Genomic DNA, 5,305 nt, shown 5'->3' with positions numbered 1-5,305 from the left:
CCGCTTTAGCTCTCTTTGACTTGCCATGATAATATCCCTTTCTGCCATAATACCCTCCTATTAAATCGGGTATTATAGCCTCTTTAAATTAGGACATTTCTAAATGTGCCAAATAGGACATTATCATTTGTGTATTACAGAGTTTTCTGGTTTTCTGGCGGAAATGTGTAGGAACAGGGTGTCTTTACTGGGGTTAGACTTTTCTGTCTTTCACAAACAAAAGTGGAAATATAATGTCACTTACACAACAAAGTAGCCACATAGCAAGAAACAGAAAGGGAAAAAACGACTAAATAAGAAACCCTATTTAATACCACAGCACAGAATACTTTTGTTCTCCTGCACTGTGGCAATATGTGCACACGTACCTAGAATGGCTATAGCATTAAAATTCCAGTGTAAGTTCAGTTAGAAGTTCTTGGCCATTCTTAGAGTTAGGATATTCTAGCGTTCTGTAGTCCATCTGTATACTCGTATACTCATTGAAAGTGTATTTGATGCCCACTGTGCTTGTCCTTCTTGTATCACCTGAAGACTTTCCACTTGGATTGTACACTCCATACTGGTAAACAGACCACCACTTTGGATTGAGTTCATATGTTGCTTGCGCGTACCATCCATCAGAACTGATATCAGCTTTCTGGTCATCCCTGTCTCTTTTCTGCTGAATATATTCACCCTGAAGTTTAAATCCTCTATTGGCTATATTCCCTTCATATTTGAGCAAGCCGCCGATTCTTGTTCTGTCTCCGCCATAAGTAATTCCTTCAGAAGTTTCATTAGGCTGACGTCCTCCCTGAGCTGATACACCCATGCTCAATCCCTCCAATACCCCATTACTGTCTTTAAAGGGAGAGACAACTACTCTTCCTATAATGTCCTTCTGGTCATTATCATCCGAGGTATTGATGCCGCTCCCATTAAATACACCTAAAGCATAAGTAATTTTCTTATCCAGGATATCTCCGCTAACTGCCACACCAATATCTCTTTCAGGTGTTATGGAATCAACTACTTCTACTTCTTCTATTGTATCCACCCCTTCCCTGAATGGAACATTGAACTGACCGGCTGTTATTGCAGCATACGGTAAACCTGTCCATTGCATCCATATATCCCTTAGATTGCTCCCATTATCCTGTTCGTTCATCGTAAGGCTGATACCGTAGTTCCAGTCGTCTGTAATTTCTCCCTCAATATCAAGGGAATCGTCTGAAACCTTAAAAGTATCATAGTCTTTCTTCCCGCTTGATGTTGTCGATCTATCCTCTTTATGTCCCCGGCAATGAGAATTTCTAAATTTAATCATTCCCCCTATCTTCATCTTATCTGAACCAATCTGCGGAACCTTAAAGCTTGCCTGTGTCTTATCTTCTATAGATTTGGCTATCTTGGCTTTTTCTTTCTGCTTCTTCGTTATGAGCTCTTTCTTCAACTCTTCTGCTTCCGAAGCTGTAATAATTCCTTTCCTTTGTAATAAGTCTATTATCTTTGCTGCAGCTCCTCTCTGTTCTTCTGTAACTCCTTTTTGAGCAGTTTCACTGCCCCCCATACAAGCATTGCTGAGAAAAGCAACAATTAAAACACCGGCTAATCCAATCTTGAGGTCAAATTTCATTTCCTTCTCCTTACTTTTTGCTCTATGACCTCTGCTTGTTCAGTCGGTATCCTAAAGCCAATTTAGATTTTAGCTCTGTTTGTACAGTGGCTGGCTTAAATTAAAAGCGCTTTTTTTCTTTTCTTTCTATTTGAACGATTTTTGAATCATGAATTACTATTACCACCTCTCCATAGTTTATTTGATTGATATATTCTGCCACCTCTTCCAATATCTTTGGATTAATGCCTTTCCTTTTACTCGTGAGTTTCACGCTACCCTCCAAACCCTAGCAGCATTCCGCCCTGATAAATAAGGAAGGCAACTATCCATGCAACAGCAGTGGTATAAACTGCTGTGAATATCGGCCATCTCCACGAATTTGTTTCTCTCTTTATTACTGCAATTACAGCTACACATGGCATATATAGAAGTACAAAAACCATAAAGCTGTAAGCAACTAATGGATTATACATTCTGCTTCCATCGGAACGCTTCTGATTCTGAAGCGCCTGACGCAGAGTTTTGGATTCTTCATCCGCTTCGCCAACTGAATGAAGCGTTCCTAATGTTCCAACAACAACTTCCTTTGCAATAAACCCCCCAATTAATCCTACAGACGTCTTCCAATCGTCGAATCCCAAAGGCTTGAACACAGGGGAGATTATCCTGCCAAGCCTTCCCGCATAACTCTTCTCCATTTTCTCAAATGCCTTTTCGTTTTCCAGTTTGGAAACTAATCCTTCATTCTCTTGAGCCTGTTCAATTAGAGTATTGTAGTCTTTTGAATATTGGGGCTGCCATGGGAAATTACTCAAAAACCAGATTAGGACACACCCGACAAAAATAACTGTCCCTGCTTTCTTTAAATAAACCACTCCTCTTTCCCACATATGGATAAAAAGCCCCTTTACAGTTGGTATACGATAAGGCGGAAGTTCCATAACAAATGGCGATGCTGGGCCCTTGAACAGAAATCTGCGAAATATCTTAGCCATTACAATAGCTACGATCATCCCAAGAATATATAGAGAGAATAATACATTCCCTGCTATCCTTTCAGCAAAGAATGCTCCGATAAACAAAGTATATACAGGTAGTCTTGCGCCACAGCTTATAAAAGGATTAACCAGAATAGTTACCAGTCTGTCTTTCCTATCCTCTATTGTTCTTGTTGCCATAATTGCAGGCAGATTACAGCCAAAACCCAAGAGCATTGGAATAAAAGAGCGGCCATGCAAACCAATCTTATGCATAAGCCTGTCCATAATAAAAGCTGCTCTTGCCATATATCCTGAGTCCTCTAAAACAGCCATTGCCAGAAATAACAGGAATATAATCGGCACAAATATAAGCACGCTTCCTACTCCGCCGATTATTCCATCAACCACTAATGATCGAATTGCGCTGCCATCAGGTAAAAACCCGCCAAACATGTTTCCTAACCATTCCTGCGCTGACTCAATCCAGCCCATTAAAGGCTCGCTTGCTTTAAAAGTAAATCTAAATACTAACCACATTAACCCAAGGAAAATAGGCAAGCCTAAGATACGATTAACAAGCACCTTATCTATCCTGTCAGAGGAGGTATGACGTGTTTCATAGTTTCTTGAAACTGCTTCAGAACATGCACCGCTAATAAATCCATAACGCCTGTCTGCAATTATTGCGTCAGGCTCATCATTAAAGATGCTTTTTAAATGAGCAGTACTCTTTTCTACTGCGCTTAGAATCTCCTCCGAAAAGGAACTTTCCTCTATTTTTTTTATAATCTCCTCGTCTGTTTCCAAGAGCTTTACTGCCAGCCATCTTAAAGGATATTTTTCTCCAAGAGGTTTATCTTTTTTGAGAATTTCCTCCAGTTTTTTTAGCTCCTCCCGAATCTCCTTCCCATAATGCACAATTGTTTTTTCTGGTTCAGTTCTGGCTTCAACAAGACTCACTATCTCATCAAGTAATTCTTTCATGCCAATTTTTTTAGTAGCTACAGTAGAAACAATAGGAACGTCTAAAAGCTCAGCTAACCTGTTTTTATCTATCTTTGTTCCCTGCTTTTTTGCTACATCAGACATGTTTAAAGCAAGGATTAAAGGAACGCCCAACTCCATAAACTGTGTGGCTAAATACAGATTTCTCTCAAGATTGGAAGTATCAATAACATCAATTACTACATCCGGTTTTTCTTCTATCACAAAATTACGTGTAACAATTTCATCAATTGAATAGGCTGTCAAACTGTACGTTCCCGGCAAATCAACTATGTTTATTGAGTAATCCTTATACTTTAAAGTCCCTTCTTTCTTTTCAACAGTTACGCCCGGATAATTGCCTACATGCTGGCGTGCTCCTGTCAGATTGTTAAACACAGTGGTTTTCCCTGAATTGGGATTACCCGCTAAAGCAATAGTTAGCTTCTTTTGCATTCTTTATTCCTCCTCTTTGTTTTATATATATAACTATGTTGTATCTATCTAACTTTATACATAAAAAAATTTAAGATGTATCTTCTACCAATATCTTATGAGACATTCCACGGCCAAGAATCAATCTTGTATTATCTACAGCAATAATACATGGCCCGAAAAAGTGGGAGTGTATAATTCTAAATTCCGCCCCTATACTTAACCCCATATCATTAAGCCTTCTTCTTATACCCTGACCACCTCTTACTGCAACTAGTTTCACTTTTCTGCCAGGTGAGACCATATTCAAAGGTAAATACTGCCCCTTCATTTTTTTATTTCCACATGTATATCCGAAGCTTCTTCTTTACGCAGGGAGAGATGATACCCTTTTATCTTTACTTCAATCGGATCCCCTAATGGAGCAACCCGCTCCATCTCTATGTCCGCTCCCTTAACAACTCCCATATCCAAAATTCGCCTGCGAACAGAACCTTTGCCCGAGATCTTCGTAATCTTGCCTCCTTGACCTGGTTTTAGTTCGCTTAATACCATATCAACCATATTTTCCCCCTTTCATAAATTACTTAGTCTCATCTTTCTGTTTAAGCTCTCTTATCTTACACTTTAGCCGCTTGCCAGTCTTAAAATAATGATCAAAACTCTTCAGCCAATCAGGTCTATCATGATCCGGGCAGGTTTGCACAAACTCTAAGAACTTTGTCAACTTTTTTGATGTTTCCTGACTGATCGCATGCTCCATTCTGCAGGCATCTTCTGCCGCTATTTTTGGATTAATACACAGAATTTCTCTCAGGAATTTGCTCAGCATTTCATGCCGCTTTTGTATTCTTTTAGCTAATTCTTCTCCTTCTGGAGTAAGGTCAACATAGCCATATGCCTCATGAATCACAAAATTATCTCTGGAAAGAGTCTGTAGAGCTGAGGCTACACTGGGCGGTTTTACATTCATCAGGCGGCTTATGTCTCTAACTCTCGCAACCTTATGTCTTTCTTTAAGAATAAGTATAGCCTCCAGATAATCCTCCATATCCGGGCTGCATTTTTTATCTTTTTTCATATTAAAACCTTAAATCATTTAAAGGTGTCTTTATTTGTTAAGTAAATCTAACATATCTATTTTTGCCTGTCAAGTGAAAATTTTTTTGTGTGTGGAAATGGTAAGATACATCCTTACCCCCTAGGTGGAGGATACAAGGGACCCCATCCCGAAAGCTTTCGGGATGGGGTCAGGAAAATATTAATAGTATCTGCGAAAATATTTAAGGAGATAAGGAAAGAAGCA

The 5,305-nt window shown here is 39.3% G+C and carries 6 protein-coding genes; all 6 read right to left on the bottom strand.

Annotation, left to right across the window (positions count from 1 at the left end; translation table 11 throughout):
- Positions 1-385: 385 nt before the first annotated feature.
- Entirely contained in the window at positions 386-1,618 is a 1,233-nt protein-coding gene (locus Q7J67_09225) for a porin (protein ID MDO9465461.1), read from the bottom strand.
- Between the two features lie 100 nt (positions 1,619-1,718).
- Positions 1,719-1,871 carry a YezD family protein gene (locus tag Q7J67_09220; GenBank protein MDO9465460.1) on the bottom strand — a complete coding sequence of 51 codons (153 nt, stop codon included), beginning with the start codon at positions 1,869-1,871 and terminating at the stop codon, positions 1,719-1,721.
- A gap of 1 nt (position 1,872) precedes the next feature.
- A complete protein-coding gene (feoB, locus tag Q7J67_09215; protein MDO9465459.1) occupies positions 1,873-4,020 on the bottom strand; it encodes a ferrous iron transport protein B in 2,148 nt (715 codons plus the stop codon).
- 70 nt (positions 4,021-4,090) lie between these two features.
- The gene (locus Q7J67_09210) at positions 4,091-4,330 is read right to left on the bottom strand and encodes a FeoA family protein (protein MDO9465458.1); all 240 of its coding nucleotides are present in this window, start codon (positions 4,328-4,330) and stop codon (positions 4,091-4,093) included.
- Positions 4,327-4,554 (bottom strand): FeoA family protein, encoded by a 228-nt coding sequence (locus Q7J67_09205; protein MDO9465457.1) that lies wholly within the window; start codon positions 4,552-4,554, stop codon positions 4,327-4,329. The genes Q7J67_09210 and Q7J67_09205 overlap by 4 nt, the downstream gene beginning before the upstream one ends.
- A gap of 28 nt (positions 4,555-4,582) precedes the next feature.
- Entirely contained in the window at positions 4,583-5,080 is a 498-nt protein-coding gene (locus tag Q7J67_09200) for a metal-dependent transcriptional regulator (protein ID MDO9465456.1), read from the bottom strand.
- Between the last annotated feature and the right edge of the window lie 225 nt (positions 5,081-5,305).

This window comes from bacterium (genome assembly GCA_030652805.1).
Classification (GTDB): domain Bacteria; phylum JAHJDO01; class JAHJDO01; order JAHJDO01; family JAHJDO01; genus JAHJDO01.
Note: the sequence above shows the minus strand (reverse complement) of the source record. Positions and strands in the feature narration are given on the sequence as shown.